The following is a 23,794-nucleotide window of genomic DNA, read 5'->3' as shown; positions in this document are numbered from 1 at the left end:
CAGATGACGCAATTCAGCGAATTTCTGCAACATTTGGCCAACGGCGTGGTGCTTGGATTCCTGTATGCCCTCGTCGGGATCGGGCTCAGCATGGTCTATGGAATCCTGCGCATGATCAACTTCGCCCATGGCGAGATCCTGATGGTCGGCGTGTTTCTGGCCTTGCCGGTTTCGGCGCTCGGGGCACCGGCCTGGGTGGTCCTGCTCAGTGGCGTCGCCGGTGCCACGGTCACCGGCTTTCTCGTCCAATGGGCCATCTACAGGCCGCTCCTGAAATCGCCAGAGGTCACGCTGCTGGTGGCGTCGCTGGGCGTGTCGCTCCTGCTGCAAAATCTCGTATTGATGCTGACCTCGCCGCAGCCGAAGCGGCCTGACCCGGCGCCGTTTCTGGACCAGCCATTCCGGGTGGGTGAAATCGTGCTGCGAAACGTGGACCTTGCGATCGTCGTCGTTGCCCTCGCGGCGACCCTGGCGACGCACCTGTTCCTCAAGCACACGCGTCATGGCCGTGCGCTGCGCGCGCTGGCCCAGGACATGAGCGCGGCGCGCATGATGGGTGTGAACGTGCCGTTCATGGTGATGGTCTGCTTCCTGATCGGATCGGCGCTCGCGGGCGTTGCCGGTGTTCTGATCGGCTACAAATACGGCCATCTCACCCCACTTTCCGGCTTCGTACCGGGGCTCAAGGGCTTTGTGGCGGCAGTGATCGGCGGCATCGGGTCGTTCCCCGGCGCCGTCGTCGGCGGCCTCATCCTCGGCCTTTTGGAAACATTCCTGGTCGGCTACCTGCCGGATGCCTTGGCGCAGTATCGCGACGCGTATGTCTTTCTGGTCCTGATTCTTGTCCTGCTGGTGAAGCCGAGCGGGCTGTTCGGCAAGGCCGAGATGGTGAAGGTGTAGAGCCCGATGAACCGCACGACGTCCATGACGTTGATCGCTCTCCTTCTATTCGCGCTCGCCGTCTGGGCCGCGGAGGCGCAGCTCAATCCGTTCTATCTGCAGATTCTCGGCTTGCTCGGCATCAACATCATCGCCACGGTCAGTCTCAATTTCGCGGCCGGCTTCGGTGGCATGTTCTCGCTCGGGCACCCGGCCTTCATGGCGCTCGGCGGCTACACCGCGGCCATCCTCACCTATCCGGTGACCATGAAGAGCTCGCGCATTCCAGGCTACCCCGACTGGCTGCTGCAGCTGCAGATGCCCTTCCTGCCGGCGCTGCTGATCGGCGGCCTGGTGGCCTCGGTAGCGGCAATCTTGGTGGGCTGGCCCGTCCTGCGGCTGCGCGGGCATTATCTGGCCGTGGCGACGCTGGGCCTGACGGTGATCGTTCAGGTCGCCATCGTAAATCTGGTCGATTACACGCGCGGCGCCCTCGGACTTTCCGGCATCCCCCGTCTTGCCAATCTGTGGTGGATCTGTGGCTTCCTAGTGCTGACGATCTTTGTCGTCTACCGTCTTGTGCATTCCAGGTTCGGGCGTGCGCTCCGGGCGGTGCGCGACGACTACGTGGCGGCGCAGATGTCGGGCGTGAATGTCGCGCATACGCGACTGATCGGGTTCACGATTGCCGCGTTTTTCGCCGGCATCGCCGGCGGGCTGCTCGGCCATCTCCTGCGCATCCTGACGCCCGGCCAATTCTCGTTCAACGCGGTCTTTCTCGGCGTGGCGATGATGATCCTGGGCGGCATGGGCAGCATCACCGGCAGCATTGTCGGCGCCGTGATCATGACCATCCTGCCGCAATTCATCATACCCCTGGAGCGCGGCGGGAGCATCCTCGGCATCGAGATCCCGGCGCTCAACGGATTGACGCAGATTGTGACGGCGCTCATCCTGATCGGCGTAATGCTGGTCAGACCCGGCGGGCTCGCCGGGGCCAAGGAATTTTCGTGGCGGACCATCTTCAATCTGCCGCGAACTTCGAGACGACGCAGTTCAAGGCATGGTGGCGCCAGCGTCGATGTCTGAACGAAAAGCCACGTGAAACGAGAAGGAGGCGCATCAATGAAAAGACGAACGTTCCTGGTCGCCACCACGGCGACCATCGGCACGGCATGGCTCGCGAAATATGCCGGCGCGGCCGACACGATCAAGATCGGATCGATCTACAGCCTGACCGGTTCCTACGCCACGATCGAGGATCCGGCACTCAAGGGTGCCAAGCTCGCGATCAAGCAGGTCAATGACGGCGGCGGCGTCAAGGGACAGAAGCTCGAGCTTATCCAGTATGATGGCAAGAGCACGCTGGCCGACATCGCCAACGCCGCCCAGCGCCTGGTCCATGAAGATAAAGTCATCGCGATCGTCGGCGTTTGCGATTCGGGGTTCTATCTGGCGAGTGCGCCGATCGCACAGGATGCCGGCATTCCTTATCTCGATACCGGCGGCACCGTGCCCAACCTGCCCGAGCAGATCGGCGAGTTTGCGCATATGATGCCGTTCGGCGACGACTATCAGGCCTTTGTCGCGGCCGAATTCGCCAAGAAGGATCTGGGCGCCAAGACCGCCTTCCTCCTTCGCGACGGCGATACCGACTACACGCGCGCCATCGCGCAGTTCTTCGGAGAACGATTCCAGAGGGACGGCGGCAAGATCATCGAGGAAAGCAGCTACCACACCGGCGACACGGATTATTCCAGCCACATCACGAAGATCCGCGGCACCAATCCGGCACCGGATGTTATCTACGCGGCGATGAACCCCGGCGATGACGCCACCTTCGTCCGCCAGGCCCGCGAAGCCGGCGTCAAGATCCCGATCATCGGCGGAGATGCCTTCGACAATCCGGATCTCGTCAAGAACGCGGGCGCCAACAACACTGTCGATGTCTATTTTACGACGCACATGGCGATGAGTACGGACAATCCCCTGGTCGCCAAATTCATCGACGCCTACAAGGCCGAGTACGGTGTTCCGCCGGAGAACGCCTTTGCCGGCCTCGGCTACGATTCGGTCAACTTGATGGTAGACGCGATGAACAAGTCGAGTGATCTGAGTTCGAAGGCGATCAACGACGCCATCTTCACCATCACCAGCTTCGCCGGCGTAACCGGGAATGCGGACTTCTCGAACAAGTCCCGCGCGCCGGACAAGGAAGTCACCATCATTTCCGTGAAGGATGGCAAGTTCGTGCCGATCGGGAATCGCAAGCCGGCGGCCTGAAACTGTCGAAAGTATGTCGCCGGAATCTGGTTTATGCTTTGGGGCGTGCCATTATGCAGGGGACTCACATGGCACGCGTCTCGTCAGATTCCGGCGACCTCGCGCTCGTAGGCGCTCAACATCCACAGGGGCGTGTTGCCGTTCTTGTGAATCTCGGAAAATCCGCCGGGAGCCGGGCGGCTTTTGTAGGATTTGAATGAGGAGGAAGCCGCCGGGATGATCGTCAGCATGCAAAGCGCGAGCATGACCGCGGCCATTTCCTTGATGGCGAATCTGAGGGTCATTTCACCGGCTCCAGCTTGACGGCCTGAGGCTGATTGGCGGCGTATTGGAAACCATCGTTATCAACGGCCCGTACGGACAGCGTGACCGCCACGCCGCCGGTCAGCAGGGTTGCGGTGATGAGCCCAAGGAGAACGAACTGCAGGAACTGCACGTGAGCCATGTAGGCCTCCCAGCCCGGTTGTTCTTATCTTTGTATGGAGGGAAGCTTATAGGCGACGCGTCCGCCGGCTCAATGATACACTAGGTAAGACTCGATATCGGTAGAGAGGGGCGAGGCTATACCAAGGTATAGTAACCGATACCGCACGGCCGGTCGGCGTCAGCTTGGCCGTCCTGGGGCGCGATTCCCGAGAGCCTTGTCGAGGCAGCCGATCAGATGCTCCTCGTTGAAGGGCTTGCTCAGATAGCCGATTGCTCCGGCTTCAAGAGCGCGTTCGCGAACGCGGTCCTCGGGGAATGCCGTAATGAAGATCACCGGCAGCCGGTGGCCCTCGGCGATAAGCCGGTCCTGCATCTCCACCCCGCTCACGCCCGGCATCTGCACGTCGGCGATGATGCAGGAGGTTTCAGGCATCCTTTCGGAGCTCAGAAATTCTTCCGCCGACCCGAAAGTCACAGCCGTATAACCCAGCGATCTCACCAGGCCCTTGGTTGCCTCGCGAACGGATTCATCATCGTCTACGATAGAGATCACGGGAGCCTGCAGCAAAATTTTCTTTCCTTGTGATTGGGGCTTACGCTTATCGGCGCAACGACTCCACTGTTCATAGGTTACATTTGAACACGCGGAAAATCAGGAGAAACTATACATTGGTATAGGAAAGGGAAAGTTAAGGTATCGAGCTGAGGATGTGCGCAGTTCGCGGGCAGGCTTGATCTATGGCTTGTCCCGGCGCACCCCGAGCGCGTCTGCCATGCGAACCAGATCTGTTACCGATCGGGCACCCATCTTGCGCGTGACATTATGGCGGTGGAATTTGACGGTGATCTCGCTGACGCCGATCTCGGCGGCAATCTGCTTGTTCATCAGACCGGCAGTGACAAGCGCCATGACTTCCTGCTCGCGTGCCGTCAGGGTTTCGAAGCTGGCCCTGAGACCCGCGGTCGCCTTTTCCGTCTCGCGACGGGCGCGATCGCGCGAGAATGCGAGTTGGACCGCGTCAAGCATGTCCTGATCACGAAATGGCTTGGTCAGAAATTCGACCGCCCCGGCCTTCATGGCCTTGACGGTCATCGGAATATCGCCATGTCCTGTCATGAAGACGATCGGAATGTGAATGTTTGCCTTGGCCAGATCGACCTGAAAGTCCAACCCGCTTGATCCCGGCAATCGCACGTCAAGCACGAGGCAGGAGACGGTGTCCGGCCGGGCCGCCCGCAGGAACTCGGCGCCTGAGACGAACTGCTCGACCTGCAGGCCAACGGAACGAAACAGACTGCTGAGCGACTCCCGGACCGAGGCATCATCGTCGATGACGAAGACGACAGCTGACTTTTCGCTTCCATCTCTCGTCATGTGCTGCCCACCCTGCCCGGCGCCGTCATGTGGAAGGTCGCGCCGTGCGCATTCGAAGACACCACCCACAGCCGCCCGCCATGTGACTCGACGATGGAACGGCAGATGGCCAGTCCCAACCCCATGCCGCTCGACTTCGTCGTGACGAAGGGCTCAAAGATGCGTTCCAATTCATCAGGATCGATTCCGGTGCCGGAATCGGTCACCGCTATCCGGACGGCGCCGGCGTCGTCGGTATCTGTCTTCACCAGCAGCAGCCGTTCCCTTTCCGTGACGGACGCCATTGCCTCGGCGCTATTGATGATCAGGTTTATCAGAACCTGCTGCAACTGGACCCGATCGGCAAGGATCTCGGGAAGGCCTTCGCGAAGCTCTGTCTGCACGACTATTCCGTGATTATGCAGTTGCGCCTGGGTGAGAAGCAGGGCCTCGTGCACCAGATCGTTGACGGCGAGTGATGTCCGCTCGGACCGATCCTTCTTGAACATGGCCCGGACGCTCGCGATCACCTCGCTCGCACGGTGTCCATCCCGAACGATGCGCTTGAGGGCGGCACTCGCTTCATTGAGATCGGGCTCCTTATTTGCAAGCCAGCGCAGCGCGGCGCTGCTGTTTGCCACGATCGCCGCCAGGGGCTGGTTGACTTCATGAGCGATCGAGGCGGTCATCGCACCCATTGTGGTCAGTCGCGTGACACGCGCCAGTTCGGCTTGTTCGGTCGCCTCGCGTGCATGGGCCCGGAAAAGCTCGGACAGCATGTCGTTGAATGCCTCCGCCAGCCGGCCGATCTCATCACGGCTGCGCAGGTCGACGCGCAAGCCGTAATCCTTCGTCTCACGCACGGCATTTGCCACGGCCTCGAACCGCTTGAGCGACCCTACGATATGGCGGTGCGTCAATAACGCGATGAGGATGCTGGTTGCGCCAAGCGCCCCGATCACAGCCAGGTTAACTCTCAGCTTCGCCAGCAGACCGTCAATTCGCCGCTGGAGAAGGCTGTCGAGTTCGCTCTGCGTGCCTGCCCAGGCCGAGATCACGTTGCGGATGGCGCCGTCAAACATGACGCCCGCAACCTGATCGACGCCGCCGGACGGTCCAGGGACTTGCCTGTCACTCAAGTGATTCAGAAGCGAGCGCGTGGCGGAAATTGCCGCGCTGAACTTCTGATCTAGCGTTTCGCGCACGCTGCCATCGGTGTTTCCTCGATACGCCGCCGCAAGATTGCCTTGAATTCCATCGGCACTCGCGAGCAGGAGCTCCTTGAGCGCCAGCACGCGTGCCGTGCGTCCACCCGAAGCAATGTGGCCCGGCGCCGTTGCCTTGGACAGTGCGCGCAGCTCGGAGAGTTGAATGAGCCACGCAGGAAGCTTGGTGACGACAATATCCTGCAGATAGTAGGTGTCGAGATCGGGATCCAGGGTCAGGTTGGAATCGTCGCCGATGCGTGAGATGAGGCGCTGCGCCTTGATGAGCGCTTCAAGGGCAAGCCCGTCGGCCTGCGGACCATCGACAGCCCGCGACAGTTCGCGAATGGCCCCGGCGAGCGCCTGCTCCAGCTCGCCTGTTTCGGGAAGTCCTACGGGGTCGGAATTCGCCGAAGGAAGAAGGCGCAGGAGTTCATCAGCCGGCAATGGCTTCGCGGAAGAAGAGTCATCTGGCCGGTGGCCGGCGAGTATCGTCGTATAGATCGTCCGGAGGTCGGCGACATGGCGGTTGCCGGCCACTTCCTTCTTGGCGAAATCCACCGCGATCTGTTTTTCCTGGACGAGGCTGTAGGTGGTGACGCCAAGCGTGATGATGAAGATGCCGCACAGAACGAGCAGCTTTGTGCTGGTATTGAGATTACGAAACATCGCTCACTCGACTGCCCTGGAAACAGGAAAGGATGCCAGCTTGCCGGATAGAATAGGCTGCAGGTCGTGTCGGCTATAGGAGACACTTTTCGATCGTTAGTCCGCCTTCGGGACAGTAGTGCATAACTCGATCCGATTGAACGGGCCCGACTACGGCAAGATTAACGCCTAACAAATCAATAGCTTAGTAGTCCAGAAACGCCCATTTGATTTCCCCTGCCGTTTGGCGCTGACATTGGACCCGGCTTGACCGCCGGCCGAGAAAGCTCAAGCGAGGCCTCCTGCAGCGACCAACATCGATTTCAAGACACAAGAATTCCCATCATTATCCCGCAACACTGAGGCTCTTGCATCACAGGTTACAATGGGTAAACAGCAGGCGGCCGGATTCGGCGGTCAATGCCGGTCTTGGGCAAAATCGCCAGCGATAATTGGCGCTCTTGCTTGTCACCGTGTAAGGCACTCCCACATAACGCTCTTCGCCGGTCGATACCCACCGGCCATGCATTTGGTTCTTTCGCTGTCTCTACGGCAGCCCATCAAGGTCTGATATCTCGTGACATTCTTGCCGACAATTCCGCCGCTCGCCCAAGCCCTGACTGAGCGCAGCTATACCGAGCCGACGCCCGTGCAGGCGGCGGTGCTCGCCGATGCGGCAATCGACCGCGACCTCCTGGTTTCGGCGCAGACCGGCTCCGGCAAGACGGTCGCCTATGGACTGTCGATCGCCAGGAATCTCCTTGGCGACACGGATCGTTTCGAAAGAAACGCCAGCAAGCCCCTGGCCTTGATCGTGGCGCCGACACGGGAGCTTGGCTTGCAGGTGCAGCGCGAGCTCGCCTGGCTCTATCAATATACCGGTGCCCGCATCGTATCCTGCGTCGGCGGCATGGACCCCAGGCGGGAACAGCGCGAGCTTGGCAGTGGTGCCCATATCGTCGTCGGAACGCCGGGAAGGCTGTGCGATCACTTGCGGCGGCGCCATCTCGACGTCTCGAAATTGCAAGCCGTCGTGCTCGACGAGGCCGATGAAATGCTCGATCTGGGCTTCCGCGAGGATCTGGAATTCATCCTGAAAGAGACGCCGGACACGCGCCGGACGGTGCTGTTCTCGGCGACGCTGCCGCGCGGAATCGTGGCGCTGGCCAGGCAATATCAGAAGGACGCCTTCCGCATCGAAGTCGAAGGGCGCGAAGGCGGCCATGCCGATATCGAATATCGCGCCGTCAGGATCGCCGCGCGCGATGCCGAGCACGCGGCCGTCAACGTGCTGCGGTATTTCGAGTCGCCCGGCGCCATGGTCTTCTGCAATACGCGGAATACCGTCCGGCATTTGCAGGCCGCACTCCTTGAGCGCGGATTTTCCGTGGTGGCGCTGTCGGGAGAGCTGACGCAGAACGAACGCACGCACGCGCTGCAGGCGTTGCGCGACGGACATGCGCGCGTCTGCGTGGCGACCGATGTCGCGGCGCGCGGCATCGATCTGCCCAATATCGGCCTCGTCATTCATGCGGATCTGCCGAATGACCCGGAAACCCTGCAGCATCGATCCGGGCGCACCGGCCGTGCGGGCCGGAAGGGGGTCAGCGTGCTGCTGGTGCCGCCGGCGCGCCGCCGGCGCGCGGAAGCGATGCTCGCCCAGACCGGTATCGAGGCCATGTGGGGCACGGCGCCCCAGGCGGAAGAGATCCGCAAACTCGATCACCAGCGCATGCTCGAGGGTCCGCTCTTCACGGAGGAGTCGAGCGAGGATGACCTGACCCTGGCGCGCACGATGCTCGCCGAGCGGTCACCTGAGGAGATCGCGGCGGCGCTCGCCAGGCTCTATCGCGCGCGCCTGCCCGCGCCCGAAGATATCGCCGATCCGGGCCCCGGCAGCGGCCGGTCGCGTGACGATCGCGGCGAGCGGCGGGAGGCTCGCAACGCGCGTGGCAACGACGGCCAAACGGGCACGGAAACGAGAAAGACAAAGCCGGAGTTTCGCCCCTTCGCGGCGGAGGGCAGCGTGTGGTTTCGCTTGAGCGTCGGGCGCAGGAAGAATGCCGAGGCCCGCTGGCTGCTGCCGATGATCTGCCGCCGCGGCGACATCGGCAAGCAGGACATTGGCGCCATCAGAATTTACGGCAACCACAGCGAATTCGAGATCTCCAGTGAGGCCGCGGAGCGCTTTTCAAACAACCTGAAGCGCCCCGACCAGGAAGAGGCCATCCGCATCGAGGCGCTGCCGGGCGGCCCGCAAGGAGAAGCGCCGTTCGAAAAGCCTGCCGATAAACCTGAGGGCCACGGCAAGGCCTACAAGGGCAAGGCACGTTGGAACGACAAGCCCGGTCATAAGCCGCGCCAGAAGTTTCATGGCGAGGCCCCGCCGGCCGGCCCGCAAGGCGAGTCGCCATTCGAAAAGCCTGCCGATAAATTTGCGAGCCACGGCAAAGCCCGCAAGGGCAAGGCACATTGGAACGACAAGCCCGGTCATAAGCCGCGCCAGAAGTTTTATGACGAGGCCCATGCGGCCGGCCCGCACGGCGAAGCGTCGTTCGAAAAGCCCGCCGACAAGACTGCGGGCCACGGCAAAGCCCACAAGGGCAAGGCATATTGGAACGACAAGCCCCGGCATAAGCCGCGCCAAAAGTCTCATGGCGAGGCCGCGGGCGACGGCGTTCCCACGTCCGCGACCATGCCGGGATTGGATAAAAAGCGGCCGCACAAACACAAGCCCGCCGATGCCGGACGGCCGCGGCGCGACCACGCCGCCCCGTTTGCCAAGCCAACCTTCGGCAAGAAGCCGAAGAAAAAGAAGAATCGCGGGTGAGTTTCGAGACTGTCGGGCCAAAGTTCATCCCGTACGGGATGTTTTTGGCCGACATCAGCACCACTGGCCAACAATAGTCCCGATCGGTTCTTTTTCTGGATTTTTCGCCGTCATGACGCTATAATCGTCCCGATAGGGATGATTCATGCAAAATGGCCATGGATAGCAAAAGCTTCGGCCTCATGATCCGCCAGGAGCGCAAGATCCAGAAACTGACACAGGAACAGCTGGCCGGGCTCACCGGAGTGGGCGTTCGGTTCGTGCGCGAGCTGGAAGCTGGAAAGGCGAGCTGCCAGATCGGCCGCGCGCTCCAGGTAGCAGCGGCTCTGGGCCTTGGCGTCTCCGTCGCCAGCCGACGGGGAAGTGCGCCATGACACGCCTGCTGGACGTCTGGTTCGGCGAAGCCAAGGCGGGCACCCTCAGCCAGGACGAGACGGGTGCTCTCTGGCCTCTTGCCGGATGAAGGCGCCCGGCAGCGCCTGGCCGGCGCGCTCGGCATTTCAGCCGGCTTCACCGAATGAGACAAAGTGTTCGTACAGGACATCGGCGCCGTGGGCCGAACGATTCTCCAAAGATCGGTCGACGATTTTCCGGCATTAAGCCAAAGCCACTTCGTAGCGCTCGAACTTACCGAGATCGAAGTGCTCGCTTTCATCCCAGCAGTGGAAGTTGTCATCGACGAAAATCGTCCAGACCTTGTGGGACTGGCCCTGATTCGGGAGCGGCATCAACGTCACTGGTCACCCACATCGCCGACTTTCACCTCGTATTCGAAGTAACTCCGATTCGCGGGACCTCCTTCGAGAATGGACTCATTGCATCGGCGCTCGTCGAAATAGACAACCGTCCAATCCGTGAGTTCGCGTTTCACATCCCGTGCAATCGCCACCCCTTGTTCGCTGAACTGACGCACATCAAACGGAATGACATTCGGGCCGTCCGCATCGGCCTCCCGATCGTACCAGTCGATCCAAGCGCTGATCCTCTGCTTGAGAGCGTCCGAGACCGGAAGATCGGCGAGGTGGCAGAGCTCGCCCTGCTTGTCCCAAACGCCGTCAGCCGAGAAGTCGGCCATGATTTTTACCCACCTTTGGCAGGTGAGTGAGTTCTCTTCGTCTTCCAGCACTACCGCGCTCCTTATTTGCGCACCGGATTATCCGAAATCCGCTTCGAATTCGCCAGCCCATTGTGCAGTACGCATCTGGCACGATCGAAGGAAGCGGCAGCACCGGAGAATACCCCCAGCCATGGTATTTACGTGGTCAAGGGTGAAGGCGAAAAGGCCTTCTCGGCCAGGCCCGGCATGGCTTGGCCGCTTCAGGACTGCGAGGACCGCAACGTCGGGTTTATTCTTTGCAACTATGGAGGGACTGTCCTGGAAGAGCGCTGCCGCGAGCGACTTCCGTCTCCTGTACTCTTGATCCAATTGCGATAAATGGGTGAAAAGCTCCGACATCCCTCAGCGCAGACAACTTGTGTGAATGACCCGATGAAGATTCGCGATTTGCCACTTCCCGTTACGAGCACGAAGGCCGACTGGCTGCCCGGAACAACTTGGCTTGGCTTCACCCCAACAGGAACGGGACCAGATGCGCATGCGAAATGCCAATCCACCGTCAATCAGCAACTGGCTGGCGGACTGGTCCTGGAGCGCGTGACTCAATCATTCGGGACGGCGCAGCCGGGCCACGAAAACGACCCTCAGGTGCTGGCGGATCGCGAACGCCACGAGAAATTCGCGGACTGCTTGATTGCCATTCACCAGTTGCGCCCTTCGGCACGGCGGCTGGTCGATATCATCGGCGCGCAGGAATTCGAACACCTTCAGGACGCATGGTCCGAGCCGGGAAAGCGAAATCGCTGGTCGGTGGCATTTCCTATCGTGAGGACATGGAAGATCACTGGCGAACCCAAGGCTCACGACGTGCTCTCGCGTGAGGTCTTCCGTTCCGCATACCAAACCCAGAGCGCGCTGCTGCGTCCTGTGAGCGAGAGGATGCGGAGCGAAATTGCAGAGCTCGACGTCGTCGAAGTCCCGGCCGGCAATGCCTGGATCGCCATTGAAGATGAGATCGAGATGGCCCTTCGCGACCAGATTCCCGCTTCGCTCCTGCAGAACATCAATTTTGACCTCCTCCATGCGCTTGAGGGGCAGGAGGAGGAGCGCAAGATCAAAATCAAGCGGCGGGCAGCCTGGGTCGCCCAGCGGTTCTGGTTCCAGCGGCAGAAAGCGGGAACGACGCAGTGCGACGATTGCGGCTTCGACCCCGCCGCCGATGCCGCCCTTGCAAAACTCCCGCGCCGCAGCCTCTTCGATATTCACCACAAGGACCCGTTAGCTGAGGGCATCCGCATGACGGAGCCGAAGGACTTCGCCCTTCTCTGCCCAACCTGTCACCGGATAGAGCATGTCAAACTGCGCGCATCGCGCCCACCACGATGATCGAGGACATTATGGCGGACGGGAAGAAATACATTTCCTGGGCGACCGAGCTAGACCTCTACAAAGGTCAACTGAGCTGGCAAGATCTCACGCTTTCTCGGATTTCGGTGACAGTGCTGGACTGTCACTCTCATCCCCCAAGTTTAGCGCACTGTCACCCTCCCCCTAAGCGCACTGTCACCCTTCCCCCGAAGAAAAGCAAATAATACGGTATGCCGACTGGAACGGCTAGATTACAATCCACTTACAATGGCGCAACAGCGCCTATTTCATCTTAGTCCGTGCACCATTTCTTATCGATCCCGACACAAAGCGCCGTTTTCATGCGCTGGGTACCATCTGTTCTCCTATTGCTTCACTATGATCGCATAGGTCATACTGACCTTGTTTGACTTCACACACGCCGCCAACTTGCCCCACTCCGAAATAGACACATGGAGTACATTGATGAGTTATGATCTTGATGGGTTTGATGATGAACAGAAGCAGCTTCTTAGCAAAATCGTCGATGACTTAGATGGTCCGACAGCCACCTTGGAAATTCTGAATACTCTCGAAAGCTCGCTCTACCAGCTGGACCCCGATTGGGAGATTGGTCAATCGCTTGCGCCAGATTTGAGGAAGCGGGTAGACGTTTGCTTGGCGGCGCTGCACTACGCGAAAGTTCAAAGCTTGGCAAAAGTGTCATAACGTTTGCTGCTATTTTAGGTTACGGTAGCGATCTGCAATTTTGCAATGTTGGGCGCGGGTGCAACGTGTCGCTATCCACAAAGTCTTGCGGTTCGATGTGAGCGACCACGTCCGCACCGCAAGCAGAATTTGGTCCGCAAGAGCTTCAATATGCGGTACCTTCTTGGCTCGAATATCGAATAGTCCTCCCCTTTAAAATTGGGGCCGAAGGCACAACACTAAACAGATCATGCCGCAGGAAAAAGAATGTTAGAAAAACATCAACTTGTTCGAGTTGAATTCAATCGGTTCAAGGCATTCAAGAGCTTCAGTATTGATCTTCGCCATTTTAACATTCTGGTTGGCCCAAACAACGCTGGAAAATCAACAATCCTGGCAGCCTTTCGCATTCTCGCAGCAGCGATGCGAAAAGCGGGAACCCGCAAAGCCGAGTGGGTTCGCGGATCACACGGAAATTTGTTAGGCTATTCAATCGACCTCAGTGCGATATCGGTGGCTGAAGAGAACATCTTTTTCAACTACGACGACAGTGAGCCCGCAAAGGTCGTATTTCATCTCTCGAACAAAAATAGGCTAACGCTCTTCTTCCCAGAAAGCGGAGTCTGCTACTTATTACCGGAAGCGCGAGGAAAGGCGGTTTCAACGCCTACGAGTTTCCGCGCTCAGTTTAATTGTCCGATTGGTTTTGTCCCCATTCTCGGTCCAGTAGAGCATCACGAGTCCCTATACGAAAAGGAGGCCGCTAGGCTCGCACTCTTTAACTATCGTGCCGCTAGAAACTTTCGCAATATCTGGTTCCATTATCCCGATAAATTCCAAGAGTTTAGAACCGCGTTGCTTCAAACTTGGCCGGGGATGGATATTGAACGGCCAGAAGTCGACAGATCTCACGACAAACCAAGGCTGCACATGTACTGCCCCGAGCAGCGAATACCACGGGAGATATTCTGGTCTGGCTTTGGATTTCAGGTCTGGTGTCAGATGCTGACTCATCTAATCCAATCCAGCGATGTTTCTCTATTTTTGATTGACGAACCAGATATCTATCTCCATTCCGAACTTCAAAGACAGTTGCTTGGGCTTCTACGAAATCTCGGTCCGGACATCTTGATCGCAACGCATTCGACTGAGATTATTACTGAAGCTGAAACCGACGACATCGTTCTTGTAAACAAAGGACGGAAATCTGCTCGTAGGATCAAAGACCCCTCGCAGTTGGAAGAGGTCTTTAGGATACTTGGCTCGAACATCAATCCGATCCTGACGCAGCTTGCCAAAACCCGGCGAGCACTTTTCGTCGAAGGCAAGGATTTTCAGATTCTTGGGAAGTTCGCGAGGAAAATCGGACAGACCACGGTTGGCAATAGAGCTGATTTTGCTGTTGTGCCCGTAGAAGGATTCAACCCAGAGCGGATCCGAAGCTTAAAACTTGGGATGGAAGCAACGCTTGGTAGCCAAATTGTAGCTGCCGCAGTCCTTGACAGGGACTATCGTTGCGAGGGCGAGTGCGAGGTGATTTCCAAAGAGTGCAGAGCATTCTGCGATTACGTAGTGATCCACATGTGCAAGGAAATTGAGAATTTCCTTTTGGTACCGGCCGCAATTGATCGAGCGGCGGAACGGAAGGTAGCAGACCAAGCAAGAAGGTCAGGAACTGAATTATCATACAGAGCTTGCGCATCAGAGACCTTAAATACCTTTTCTGATTTCAGAAAAAGCTACGTTGCTTCACAGCACCTGACGAATCGAAGGCGCTATGAGAGAATAAATCAACCGACACTACACGAAACGCGGGTTGGAGAGATCGCACTAGAAGATTTCGATCGTCTGTGGGCAGTCGAGAAGACCAGGCTTGGCTTGCTTCCCGGCAAAGATGCTCTTGGCGCGATTAACAAGCATCTCCAGGGTGAATATGGCGTCAGCATTACGCCATCAGCGATTATCGATGCCATGCGCTCTGACGAGATCCCCGCTGAAATGATAAAACTCATCTCGATGTTAACAAAATTCTCTGTTTCGTCAGTGGGTCAGAAGGATCAGTAGCCCGCCCCAACCTAAAACGAGCGACAGGCCCGTCAGATGTGCATTTCAATGTTGTACCACCCGACATCCGACGAGGAACCATTGCGGGGATCTTCACTGTCCGCGATCATCTCCGATGTGTAGGCCTTGGTCTCGGCACATTAGAAGAGAATACGGCGTGTCCGATTTTAATCTCGGCTTCGTGATCTGCCCTGGGATCACACAACTGGATTTCACTGGCCCGTTTGAAGTCGGGAGCCGCCTTTCAACGCCGCCGTCGATCTCTGCTCCCAGCGAGGTTCCTCATACGAAAACCCACATCATCGCGAAGTCTATGCTGCCGATTGCGAGCGATTGCGGTCTCGGCATATGCCGACCTGCACCTTCCAGAGGCCCTCCATTCCATCTTCCTGGAGGGCTTAGGAGCTGTCCAGTCATAGGCATTAATTTATGGCCGCGCGACGCGGCATTGAGATTTGGTCTGCCCGGATAAGATGCGGAAGCGCTCTGAATGCCATTCCCCCGTGCGAAAGGGGCGACGCCTTGGCTTTTCTGCTACGGCGTGACGGTAAACTCAGTCCACATGCCCGTCGCGAAGTGGCCGGGGACATTGCAGATCAGCAAGTACTTGCCGGGTTTCAGGTCGATCGTCAGCGCACCGGAAGCGCCGGGATCGAGTTCCGAAACCTCTCCCTTGTCGCCGGCCCTGTCTTCGTCGACCCGGTTCTCAAATCTGGTGTTGGATTGTCACACGGGACGATCTTTTCTGGTTGTCGCGGTGTTGAATTTCGGCTCGGCGCTCACCTTAATACAGACATTCAAGGGCTAGCCCTGCACGGAAAATTGCTCCGGGCATGATGCCGGCCACGAATGGGCAGGGCGCAAGGGCACAGCCTCGGCGTAACCTCAGAAAGGTAACCGACCATGCCATACGAAGTTTTGCTTGGTGCAGAGTTTTCTGGGGCTGTTGATTGTTGGACTGAATACCTCTGCATTGAGGTGCTGCCTGACGGGCAAGTGGAATTGAGCAGCCGTTCAGCGGAGGTGCTTATGCGTCTGGGAGACGAGGTTGACGATGTTGTCTGGCCCGACGGCTATGACCCGGATGACGGTGAACCGGATGACGACGAACCGGATGACGAAATTCTGCCAGTGAGCGTCGGGGGAAAGCGAGTGGCTGGGTGGGATGGCGAATACATCCTGGGCGATGAACTCGTGCCGCATGGCGACGACGCCACAGCGTGCTTTGTCAAGGGTGGAACCGAAGAAGCCAGAGCGTGGCTCACGTCATACGGCTGGTCGGACAGAGAGGACTTTTCAAAGGCATGGGCGATCATAGAAAAAGCGTTGAAGTGAATTTGGGGGCGCTCAGTGGCGCGTCTGGTTGTCAGGAGCGTGCACGCTTTCGACGAAGTCATCGATATGGGTGTAGAGCCTGGCGAAGTGCACGCGCTGGCGCATCCCCTAAACCTCTGGACCCGTGCTGCGGAGTCCGTGTTCCATCTCAAAGACATTGCAATAGAGATTGGCAGTCCATTGCCGTCCCTCGATAGTCATGCCGAGATATGTGATCGCGTCCGTCACATAGGGTTGAACCTTGCCCCAAAAGAACTTTGGATACGCGGCGGCGATATCGGCCGGGCTGCGGTATCCGAGCTTGGCATTACATCCAATCTCTTCGAATTCATGGAATAAGGCGTTGAGCTTCCTGGGATAGAATGGATCGGCGAGCTGCCCGATGAGATCGGCAGCTCTCACAAGACCGGCCTCGGAATCCGTCACTTGATAATCCTCGTCATCGGGCACAGGAAAGCGAGTCAGCTCGATTGCCAGTGCGAGTCGCTCGGCGTCCACAATTGGGTGTGATGCAAACCTTTCACGTACGACAATCTTGGATCTTTCGACGTGGTATGGCCCAAGGCTCGCGTCAGAGGCTCCGCGCGGTGGCGAGAACGTGCGCCCCTCCTGGTCGATGATGTATGATCCGACTTTGTCGGATCGGCAGGCACCTCGCAAATAGCCAATATCGTGAGCGAGCGTGGCAAGTGTGAAGTGAAGCCAGTCCTCCGGAGAGACATCGTACTTCAGCCTACGCCCGCGCAAGATGTCTTGACCGACCAGTGTGACAAAGGCCGTGTGCTGAGAGTCGTGGTAGAGTGCGTCACTCAAACTCAAGCGCTCAAACACCAGCTTGGCGCTTTCGAAGATGATGCTCGTATAGCGAGGTTCGCTCCGCCCATATGCATTGTCGTACACACTGGCAAGCTCGGAGGCGAAAGCATCTGAGAAAATCGCTGCCGGGTTCAACATCAGATTTGCCCTTTCCGCAGTTCGCAGACAACTACATCGCTTTGGTCAGGCGACATGCCCCTGGTTTTATCGAGAGCTACGATAATGCCGGAGCGCGTCTTTGGTTTTATAATCCTGTCCCCGTCACAGTCTAAGCAATTTTCCGCCAAAGCCTGAGGACGCGCGAAAGGTCAAAGGTTAGCGGCATAAATTCATGCGCCACGCGCCACAACATTATCTGGAAGTCAAAGCCTAAAGCGATCGGGCTGCAAGACACGGCGTCTCAAGAGCCCACGCAGTCCGGATGCCGCAAATCCGTCACCTGAACATTATGGATCATAGACAGCCGGATGCGCGTCAAAGCTAGTGGAATGGACGGGATTGACAAGGGGGCTTATGGCCCCTTCCCGGCGCGCGCCACCCCTGAGCTTTCGGTCCATGTCGCAATCGCGGCGGCCATGGTCGACAAGGCGCCGGCGCGATATCCGACGAGGGACCATTGCCGACAGCTTCACTATCCGCGATGATCTTCGAGGCGCACATTGGAGGAAAAATACGGCATGTCCGATTTCAATCTCGGCTTCGTGATCTTCCCTGGAATCACGCAACTGGATTTCACCGGTCCGTTTGAAGTCCTGAGCCGCCTTTCAACGCCGCCCTCGACCTCCGCTCCCAGCAAACTTCCTGATGCGAAGACCCACGTCATCGCGAAGACCATGCAGCCGGTCGCGAGCGACCGCGGTCTCGGCATCATGCCGACCTGCACCTTCCAGGACTGCCCTCCTCTCGACCTGATTTGCGTGCCGGGCGGTGCTGGCGTGGTGGAAACCCTCGCCGATGTCGAGACGATCGACTTCATCCGCCGGCAAAGCGAGCGCGCTACCTACGTGACCTCCGTCTGCACGGGCGCCTTTCTTCTTGGCGCAGCCGGTCTGCTGAAGGGGCGTCGGGCCGCAACTCATTGGGCCTATGTCGACTTGTTGCCGCTGGTGGGCGCCCGTCACGAAAAGGGGCGGATCGTGCGCGACGGCAATGTCTTCACGTCAGGCGGCGTCTCGTCCGGAATTGACTTCGCCTTTCGCATCGTCGCCGAGATTGCCGGGCCGGACGTCGCGCAAGCGATCCAACTCGGCATCGAATACGACCCGTGTCCCCCTTTTGATGCCGGCCACCCCGACAAGGCACCAGATGCCGCCGTGGCACTCATGGTCCACCGCAACGCGATGACCCGCACGGGGATTCAGCAGGGCCTCGAGAAGCTGGCGATCCTTGACTAGAGCATGGGCGCCGGACGCGGTACAGCCAGCGTGAACACAAATGCACGCATGATCGTGCGCGTTACGGAGCCCATTGCAGCGTCACCGTCGTGACGCCCGCGGCAATGTTCAAGCCAACCTGGCCCTCATAGGAGCTCGGTTGCAGCATGAACGCTTGATTGGAGCCGCCGAGAAGAATGTTTTCACCGAGCCCCAATCCTACCGAAGCATCGGCACTGATGCCCTTGTACCGGCCGGCAAGCGAGCCATTGGGGACGCCCTTCTGATCTGAAATGACGCTCCAGATGAGAACTCCCCCAGCGGTCTCGCCCAGAGCGATCCCGACTTCCTCGATCTTGCCGGTATAGTGATCGACCGGACCACCGCCGAGCGGCTTGAACTGGCATTTCATCGTTTGCTTTTCGGTGAAAATTAGGCCGACACCCGCCGACACATCGCAGTCAAGCAGTCCGGCGCGCAGCTTCTCCGCAGCCGCAACATCGCCCGAAGCCGCGGCAAGCGCGGTTAGACAACATAGTGTGGCAAGCATCCTACCCATGCGTCTTCTCCTCTGTGCATATAAGCCGGAATCCGGGATCGTTCCCCGAATGCAAGGATGCGATCCTAGCCCTTCTTCATGCCGATGACAATCCAGTCACCCTTCATCGTGTCGTCCTTGAGCGACAAGGGAATGCACCGACCTCTGCGGCACTCAGCCTGCCAGCATGTGATCCGCCAGGCTGTAGCAATGGCTCGCCTGATAGGCATTGCGGCCCCGGTTCATGTGCGTGAGGTTGAACGTGCGGATGGCGCGCAGCGCGCGGCGCGTCGCGAGGAATTTGCCGATCGAAGCGACGCCGCGGACCTTGACGCCGAAGATGTCCTCGCCGCGCGGGAAAATGCAGCCAACATCTTCCGGCGTCTTCACGCAACTCTCGAGAAAGGCTTCGTCCATCTGTCCCGGCGTGGCCGAGCGATCCTTGGTGAAATCCGAAAGATGCACCAGGAATAGCGCGCGGATGCTGTCGCCTTCAGCATAAAGCGAGAAAAGCTCCATCCAGCTCGCATTCACTCGGATGAGCGCCTTGCCCGGGGTCGAGGGGAGGCAGGAGACCGACCAGTAGTGCCGCTCGGTGCGGCGCGGTATCGGTATGCAGTCGCGGCCGTAGCGCTGTAATATCTCCAGAACCTCTTGCGCCTGCGGCCGGCGAAGCAGCTTCTGATAGCGCGCGATGTATCTGAACCGTAACTCCGGCGAGTCCGAGCGTTCGACGGCATCGCGCAGGATCGCCTTGCCCGCGATCCAATGGCGTTGCTGGTCCAGGTCCAGGAATCGCCGCAGACCAGTCGTGCTCCGGCGACGCGTGGCGCTCACGTCAGGCATCATATCGCATGCTCACCCGATGCCAGCTTGCCGGTCAAGAGCGCATATGAGGGGATCGGACAAGTGGCGGCGTACCTGACCGCTGGAGATAGAGCGTGGCCGGCGGGTCCGCTCCCGCACGGAAGCCGCCCGCGCAGAAGCGGCGCGGACGGCTTGTCTCTTCGCATTATGAAAATGCTAATTCCAATATGGATCGACCTTATAGTAGTCATATGACGCGTCACGCGCCTTCATGCCGTCATTTTCCGTCAATTCGTCGACCGAATAGGACGGGGCCGCTTTCAACTCGTCCTTGCTGTAGGGCACGACATAGCCGCCTTTTTGCTCGTCGTAATCCAGCGAGGCCCAGGGTATGGCGTGATATCTCTCGCCCATCCCGAGAAAACCGCCAAAACCGACCACGGCAAACATGATGCCGTTGGCGGTCTTCTCCAGCATCACATCCTTGATTTCGCCGATGTGATCGCCGGCTGGGTTATAAACTTCCGTTCCGATGACGCGGCTGGCACGGATCGCGTCGGTATGACCTGTTGCGGTAGGCATCGTTATCTCCTGCGTGAAAGGGGGTAATCTCAACTGTCGATTTAACCGCCTCGCCCGATCTTGGTTCCATTTTTCGAGGATAAGCCGCCTCAGGCCCCGCGCCGGAACACGGCAGGCGGCGCGTTTCCCGGATGCCCGCAGGCGTGACCGTGCGCCTCTTTGGGGCGCAGGCCGCGGCCTCAGTTGTCGCCTTCATTGCGGCCTGGAGCTTTGCCTTGTCTTTCCCACTGAGGGCGGGACGGTCGAGCTTCAGTGTGAGCTTGTTCAGCTTCGCCGTCAGTGTGAGCAAAGGCAGGTAGTCCTCATCATTCACGCCGGTCAGAGTGTCGGAACCAATATCGAAGCTTTCGTCCCATTGCACGATACTCGGCAGCGTGTGCGCCATCCTCTGGGTGGCCACCACGGCGCCGTCGACGCTCAGCGTTCCGGTGCCGGACTGGCCGGGCTCTCATGGCTGGCCACCAAATTTTCGCATGCACCGGCAGGCCATAACGCCGGTTACTCCTGCTCAGTGTGGAATCGTGGCGAACGAAACAGAACTTCCTTCATGCGCCTGGCGCCGATGGCACGCGTGACGTTCTTGAAGGCGAAGAATGGCAGAAGCGACACGAAGAGAATGAGAGCCACGACCAGGAGGCCCAGCCATCCGCCGCCGCCAATCGCGGGCGTGCCGGCCGCGATACCGGCGCCACGAAACATGCCGACAGCCCACTCCTCAATGATATGAACGCAGATGAAGAGTACGCTGCAGAGGGCACTCTCATAAATGATCGTCCATATGGCAGGCTTGCCTCTCATCCAGCGAGCCAGGTCGAGGCTCTCCGAGACCAGCATGACTTTGGCAAGGACGAGCGCATTGATTAGCGCGAAGCCGTGCGGAAGAAAATTGAGTCCTTGCTGGCGGGATACCACCGTCTTGTCCAGGATGAACAGGCCGAAAAGGACCCATAGGTAAAGAAACAGGAGTACGAAGCGGCGAAGCTCCTCGATCGCACGCTCCTTGATAGCGGCGGCTTTGCCGCCTTTGGTCAGTCGTAGCTCGGATTCCTTGCTCTTCATGATCGAACCATCCCTGATGTCATTCCTGAGAAGCGTGTTGATCGATTTAGTCGCTATGTCGCACCGGGCTCCTCGGCCAGGATCTGGACACCAAGATTGCAGGCTTGAATCACCTGGGCGACGCAGAGCTTCACGACTTCCATGATCTCCGCCACGCTTGCGCCCGACGCGAGCGCGCCCTTGATATGGCGCCTGGTGCCGGGCGCCTTGGCGGTGAAGACTCCGCTGCCGTAGATCGCTGCCCCCGCCGCCATGAACTGATCGGCCCACATGGGGTCAAGATTGAAGAACGGGTCCCAGGCCTTATTCCACTGGCCGATTTGTTTCACCCCATCGCAGGCCGGGGTGGCGCCAACCGGTTCGGCTGCAGGAGCGGTTCCGGACGCCGTTGTTTCCTCGAGCAGGATGGGCGCGCCAAGGCTGCAAGAGTGAATGGACAAAGGCGCCCCCATCTTGATGACGGTCAGAATTTCGTCGCGCGTCGCCCGCTAGGCATTGGATCATGCTCTTACGGCGGGTGGTTGGCCCAAGGAATGCCCTTCCGCCCCATCTCGTATCCGACGTGGAACAGGTCGCGCATGAAGGCGCGATCAAATGGTTCCGGCTCCACTTTCGTAAAGGACTCCGGAATCCAGATGGCTTTGAACTTCACGCCGTCCCGCTGGGCGTTGGCGTACATCCTATAGAGATCGCCGATACCTTGCGTCTTGATCAGCGAGGCGATGGATTTTCCGACGATCGCCATGATCTTTGGCTTTACCGCACTGTACTCCGGACTGACCTTGCCGTTGCGGATGACATAGAGCGTCCAGTTCCGCTTTATGCCCACTTGTTTGGCCGCCTGGCGCACGGAGAATTGCGAGGGAAACAGAAATGCCTGGTTGCTGGTCCCGCCATCCACGTGCATTTCATCATATGACTTTCCGTCGGCCACGACCTTGATGTTGATAGGAGGAAAAACGCCGGGAATGGAAGCAGATGCAATGAGGATGTTCTGAATAAGCTGCTTGCGCGAGGCGACCTTGCTCGAGGCGATGGCGCCGATGTCCCAGACAACCGGACGCTCGGCATCGAGATTGGTCGTGCCGATCAACAATCTGCGACCGCGCGCGTGCTCGCGGGTGATATCGGTCAGCATCTGATCGGTGACATAGCGTTCCACAAGCCGCCGCAAAGGCGTATTGTCGGCGGCCGACTCGGATCCAATTATTCCGAGAAGTCCCTTCTTTTCATAGATGTCCTTTCCGCTTATCGCGGTATATGCGGCTTTGAGACTGTCGTCGTAGGGAGGACCCAGGAATGCGAATGGGGCAATCAGTGAGCCGGTGCTGATGCCGGTGACGACAGTGAATTCGGGTCTCGTGCCGGCGGCTGTCCAACCGAAAAGTACGCCGGCACCAAATGCTCCATTGCTGCCACCGCCGGAGACCGAAAGGAAATATCGATCGGTTGCCATGTTCCCGGATGCGCGCTGCTGCGCGGCAATCTCGTCTATCATCCGCGCGTCGATGGCGGCTCCATCATCACCCCAATAGCGGATGTGGGAATAGCCTGGGATGGTGCTGCTCGTCACCAGGGCTGCCGGGACCGGATCGCGAAGCGCCGGAGGTCCGGCGCAGGCAACCAGCAACAGGGCGGCGAAAAGACTTGTGAGACAGGTGCGCAGTCTATGGGTGGTCATGAAGCAATGCAGGCCAATACGGCCACGCCGCATGCCAGTTTGAGGTAACGGCTCATAATTCCCCTTCAGCAACGGATATCCGTCGGAATCCCTAAAGCCCCAGTGCCCATGCATGCTCGTGCATCGGAGGCCTCTTTTTCCGCAATATCAAGGACTCCGAGAGTAATTTACATCCCCCCGGCGTAATTTACGTGCTCACCGCTATCAAAATCAACGATCAATTTGTCGATCGACAGGGCAAGTCTTTTCCCAGGGTAGGACATATGCGGATAAGCCGGCGTGACGAGACTTGCGGGTGTGTCGGCTCACTTGCGGCTGCAATGGCGGCCACCATGCTCGCGCGGCAATCTCCCAGTTCGCTTTGCCGCCAAGTTGACATCGTGGGCCAATCCAGGCGATTTTGGAAATGTCACCATGGGCTCCAGCCGGTGAAGACTTCTGTTACACCGAGCCGCTGGCACCGAAATAGTCCTGATGCTTCTGGTGGTTCGAGAAATCAGGATGCGGTGGCAGACACCTGCACGACAGATTGTCCTGAAACGGTCGGCGACGAAAGACTGCGGGCGCAGAAGACATTAATCGGTGGGAGCTTGTGGCTATGTTCGGTCTGATGATAGCGGCCGTCTTGTCGACGATGATCTTGATGGCTAGCCCGTTGGGGGCTGGCAATCTGCCGTCGGCCAGGATCCGTGAGTATCGAGCCGCGTTACAGCATCAGCTTTCAATTTGGTCTGGTCTATTCGTAGTGTTCGCGATAGTGGGCGGAATGTTCCAATGGACGCTGCCGCCCCTTCTTCCCGAG

At 58.8% G+C, this 23,794-nt stretch carries 27 protein-coding genes; 12 read left to right on the top strand and 15 right to left on the bottom strand.

Going from position 1 to position 23,794, the window contains the following annotated elements:
• Positions 1-3: 3 nt before the first annotated feature.
• The 3 genes from G5V57_RS17785 to G5V57_RS17775 are packed head-to-tail and all read left to right on the top strand — an operon-like array spanning position 4 to position 3,162.
• Entirely contained in the window at positions 4-900 is an 897-nt protein-coding gene (locus tag G5V57_RS17785) for a branched-chain amino acid ABC transporter permease (protein ID WP_165168920.1), read from the top strand.
• 6 nt (positions 901-906) lie between these two features.
• On the top strand, positions 907-1,968 hold the full coding sequence (locus G5V57_RS17780; protein WP_165168919.1) for a branched-chain amino acid ABC transporter permease: 1,062 nt from the start codon (positions 907-909) through the stop codon (positions 1,966-1,968).
• 36 nt (positions 1,969-2,004) lie between these two features.
• The gene (locus tag G5V57_RS17775; protein ID WP_165168918.1) at positions 2,005-3,162 is read left to right on the top strand and encodes an ABC transporter substrate-binding protein; all 1,158 of its coding nucleotides are present in this window, start codon (positions 2,005-2,007) and stop codon (positions 3,160-3,162) included.
• 83 nt (positions 3,163-3,245) lie between these two features.
• On the opposite strand, the gene G5V57_RS17770 is transcribed toward G5V57_RS17775, so the two are convergent.
• From G5V57_RS17770 to G5V57_RS17750, 5 genes are all read right to left on the bottom strand, one after another.
• The gene (locus tag G5V57_RS17770; RefSeq protein WP_165168917.1) at positions 3,246-3,446 is read right to left on the bottom strand and encodes a hypothetical protein; all 201 of its coding nucleotides are present in this window, start codon (positions 3,444-3,446) and stop codon (positions 3,246-3,248) included.
• Entirely contained in the window at positions 3,443-3,607 is a 165-nt protein-coding gene (locus G5V57_RS17765; RefSeq protein WP_165168916.1) for a hypothetical protein, read from the bottom strand. Before G5V57_RS17765 ends, G5V57_RS17770 begins: the two co-directional genes overlap by 4 nt.
• A gap of 159 nt (positions 3,608-3,766) precedes the next feature.
• Complete coding sequence (locus G5V57_RS17760) at positions 3,767-4,141, bottom strand: response regulator transcription factor (RefSeq protein ID WP_246737276.1); 375 nt, start codon at positions 4,139-4,141, stop codon at positions 3,767-3,769.
• Positions 4,142-4,324: 183 nt separating this feature from the next.
• Entirely contained in the window at positions 4,325-4,963 is a 639-nt protein-coding gene (locus tag G5V57_RS17755; RefSeq protein ID WP_165168915.1) for a response regulator transcription factor, read from the bottom strand.
• Positions 4,960-6,708: a sensor histidine kinase gene (locus G5V57_RS17750; RefSeq protein WP_165168914.1), complete on the bottom strand. Its 1,749-nt coding sequence runs from the start codon at positions 6,706-6,708 to the stop codon at positions 4,960-4,962. The genes G5V57_RS17755 and G5V57_RS17750 overlap by 4 nt, the downstream gene beginning before the upstream one ends.
• Here G5V57_RS17750 and G5V57_RS17745 point away from each other — a divergent pair.
• The 3 genes from G5V57_RS17745 (at position 6,670) to G5V57_RS17735 (ending at position 9,999) form a co-directional block, all read left to right on the top strand.
• Complete coding sequence (locus G5V57_RS17745; RefSeq protein WP_165168913.1) at positions 6,670-6,867, top strand: hypothetical protein; 198 nt, start codon at positions 6,670-6,672, stop codon at positions 6,865-6,867. The two genes, G5V57_RS17750 and G5V57_RS17745, sit on opposite strands and share 39 nt — an antisense overlap.
• 505 nt (positions 6,868-7,372) lie before the next feature.
• Positions 7,373-9,625 carry a DEAD/DEAH box helicase gene (locus tag G5V57_RS17740; protein WP_165168912.1) on the top strand — a complete coding sequence of 751 codons (2,253 nt, stop codon included), beginning with the start codon at positions 7,373-7,375 and terminating at the stop codon, positions 9,623-9,625.
• A 158-nt stretch (positions 9,626-9,783) separates the two neighbouring features.
• Positions 9,784-9,999 carry a helix-turn-helix domain-containing protein gene (locus tag G5V57_RS17735; RefSeq protein WP_165168911.1) on the top strand — a complete coding sequence of 72 codons (216 nt, stop codon included), beginning with the start codon at positions 9,784-9,786 and terminating at the stop codon, positions 9,997-9,999.
• A 222-nt stretch (positions 10,000-10,221) separates the two neighbouring features.
• Here the strand turns inward: G5V57_RS17735 and G5V57_RS34875 are convergent, their stop codons facing one another.
• Entirely contained in the window at positions 10,222-10,353 is a 132-nt protein-coding gene (locus tag G5V57_RS34875) for a hypothetical protein (protein ID WP_256378586.1), read from the bottom strand.
• Between the two features lie 5 nt (positions 10,354-10,358).
• Positions 10,359-10,751 (bottom strand): hypothetical protein, encoded by a 393-nt coding sequence (locus G5V57_RS17725; RefSeq protein ID WP_165168910.1) that lies wholly within the window; start codon positions 10,749-10,751, stop codon positions 10,359-10,361.
• 363 nt (positions 10,752-11,114) lie between these two features.
• Here G5V57_RS17725 and G5V57_RS17720 point away from each other — a divergent pair, with 363 nt between their 5' ends.
• The 3 genes from G5V57_RS17720 to G5V57_RS17710 all read left to right on the top strand — a co-directional run bounded on the left by G5V57_RS17720 (position 11,115) and on the right by G5V57_RS17710 (position 14,801).
• Positions 11,115-12,068 carry an HNH endonuclease gene (locus G5V57_RS17720; protein WP_165168909.1) on the top strand — a complete coding sequence of 318 codons (954 nt, stop codon included), beginning with the start codon at positions 11,115-11,117 and terminating at the stop codon, positions 12,066-12,068.
• A gap of 447 nt (positions 12,069-12,515) precedes the next feature.
• Positions 12,516-12,758, top strand: a complete 243-nt coding sequence (locus tag G5V57_RS17715; protein WP_165168908.1) for a hypothetical protein — start codon at positions 12,516-12,518, stop codon at positions 12,756-12,758.
• A 246-nt stretch (positions 12,759-13,004) separates the two neighbouring features.
• Positions 13,005-14,801: an ATP-dependent endonuclease gene (locus G5V57_RS17710; RefSeq protein ID WP_165168907.1), complete on the top strand. Its 1,797-nt coding sequence runs from the start codon at positions 13,005-13,007 to the stop codon at positions 14,799-14,801.
• A 534-nt stretch (positions 14,802-15,335) separates the two neighbouring features.
• Here G5V57_RS17710 and G5V57_RS34425 read toward each other — a convergent pair.
• Complete coding sequence (locus G5V57_RS34425; protein WP_246737702.1) at positions 15,336-15,404, bottom strand: hypothetical protein; 69 nt, start codon at positions 15,402-15,404, stop codon at positions 15,336-15,338.
• Positions 15,405-15,704: 300 nt separating this feature from the next.
• On the opposite strand from G5V57_RS34425, the gene G5V57_RS17700 reads away from it, so the two are divergent.
• Entirely contained in the window at positions 15,705-16,136 is a 432-nt protein-coding gene (locus G5V57_RS17700) for a hypothetical protein (RefSeq protein ID WP_165168906.1), read from the top strand.
• A 108-nt stretch (positions 16,137-16,244) separates the two neighbouring features.
• On the opposite strand, the gene G5V57_RS17695 is transcribed toward G5V57_RS17700, so the two are convergent.
• Positions 16,245-17,090, bottom strand: coding sequence for a metal-dependent phosphohydrolase (locus G5V57_RS17695; RefSeq protein WP_246737275.1), 846 nt, complete (start codon positions 17,088-17,090; stop codon positions 16,245-16,247).
• A 350-nt stretch (positions 17,091-17,440) separates the two neighbouring features.
• On the opposite strand from G5V57_RS17695, the gene G5V57_RS17690 reads away from it, so the two are divergent.
• Both G5V57_RS17690 and G5V57_RS17685 read left to right on the top strand, forming a co-directional pair.
• Positions 17,441-17,596 (top strand): hypothetical protein, encoded by a 156-nt coding sequence (locus tag G5V57_RS17690; protein ID WP_165168905.1) that lies wholly within the window; start codon positions 17,441-17,443, stop codon positions 17,594-17,596.
• A 33-nt stretch (positions 17,597-17,629) separates the two neighbouring features.
• Complete coding sequence (locus G5V57_RS17685; RefSeq protein ID WP_165168904.1) at positions 17,630-18,346, top strand: DJ-1/PfpI family protein; 717 nt, start codon at positions 17,630-17,632, stop codon at positions 18,344-18,346.
• Between the two features lie 61 nt (positions 18,347-18,407).
• Here the strand turns inward: G5V57_RS17685 and G5V57_RS17680 are convergent, their stop codons facing one another.
• The 6 genes from G5V57_RS17680 to G5V57_RS17655 all read right to left on the bottom strand — a co-directional run bounded on the left by G5V57_RS17680 (position 18,408) and on the right by G5V57_RS17655 (position 23,064).
• Positions 18,408-18,884, bottom strand: coding sequence for a DUF992 domain-containing protein (locus G5V57_RS17680; RefSeq protein WP_165168903.1), 477 nt, complete (start codon positions 18,882-18,884; stop codon positions 18,408-18,410).
• A 153-nt stretch (positions 18,885-19,037) separates the two neighbouring features.
• The gene (locus G5V57_RS17675; protein WP_165168902.1) at positions 19,038-19,712 is read right to left on the bottom strand and encodes a hypothetical protein; all 675 of its coding nucleotides are present in this window, start codon (positions 19,710-19,712) and stop codon (positions 19,038-19,040) included.
• A gap of 174 nt (positions 19,713-19,886) precedes the next feature.
• Positions 19,887-20,252 (bottom strand): PRC-barrel domain-containing protein, encoded by a 366-nt coding sequence (locus G5V57_RS17670; protein WP_165168901.1) that lies wholly within the window; start codon positions 20,250-20,252, stop codon positions 19,887-19,889.
• A 498-nt stretch (positions 20,253-20,750) separates the two neighbouring features.
• Complete coding sequence (locus tag G5V57_RS17665; protein WP_165168900.1) at positions 20,751-21,311, bottom strand: hypothetical protein; 561 nt, start codon at positions 21,309-21,311, stop codon at positions 20,751-20,753.
• Positions 21,312-21,364: 53 nt separating this feature from the next.
• On the bottom strand, positions 21,365-21,751 hold the full coding sequence (locus G5V57_RS17660; protein ID WP_165168899.1) for a carboxymuconolactone decarboxylase family protein: 387 nt from the start codon (positions 21,749-21,751) through the stop codon (positions 21,365-21,367).
• Positions 21,752-21,819: 68 nt separating this feature from the next.
• On the bottom strand, positions 21,820-23,064 hold the full coding sequence (locus G5V57_RS17655) for a patatin-like phospholipase family protein (RefSeq protein WP_165168898.1): 1,245 nt from the start codon (positions 23,062-23,064) through the stop codon (positions 21,820-21,822).
• Between the last annotated feature and the right edge of the window lie 730 nt (positions 23,065-23,794).

This window comes from Nordella sp. HKS 07, from assembly GCF_011046735.1.
Classification (GTDB): domain Bacteria; phylum Pseudomonadota; class Alphaproteobacteria; order Rhizobiales; family Aestuariivirgaceae; genus Taklimakanibacter.
The sequence above is the reverse complement of the archived record's forward strand: the minus strand, read 5'-3'. Positions and strand labels throughout refer to the sequence as shown.